The organism is Corynebacterium sp. MSK195 (assembly GCF_030228885.1).
In the GTDB taxonomy this organism is placed as follows: domain Bacteria; phylum Actinomycetota; class Actinomycetes; order Mycobacteriales; family Mycobacteriaceae; genus Corynebacterium.
Map to the genome: position 1 here is coordinate 1 of NZ_JASPGT010000065.1, position 314 is coordinate 314.

At 52.2% G+C, this 314-nt stretch carries 1 protein-coding gene; it reads left to right on the forward strand.

Translation table 11 applies throughout. The features are described 5' to 3' along the window. A partial coding sequence (locus QP909_RS11820) for a transposase (RefSeq protein ID WP_284767335.1) occupies positions 1-279 on the forward strand: 279 nt, incomplete at its 5' end. Positions 280-314 lie beyond the last annotated feature (35 nt).

Consider the following 314-nt stretch of genomic DNA (forward strand, 5'->3'; position numbering starts at 1 on the left):
CGGGTGCTCTACACCACCAACTCGATCGAATCGCTCAACGCCGAACTGCGTAAAGCTACCCGTAACCGGGGTCAATTTCCAAACGATACTGCCGCACTAAAGACACTGTGGCTGATGATCTGCAACATCGAAGACAAGCGCGCTGCCCAGCGAGCGAGGAAAGCAAAACGCGATATTGAATGCAACGGCTATATTGAAGGAGCGAAAGCAACTGGATGGAAACAAGCCATCAACCAACTAGCCGTGGCTTACCCCAACCGATTCGCGGATTACTTGTAAACCAAGCCCCCGCACACAAAGAAACGGACACTCTC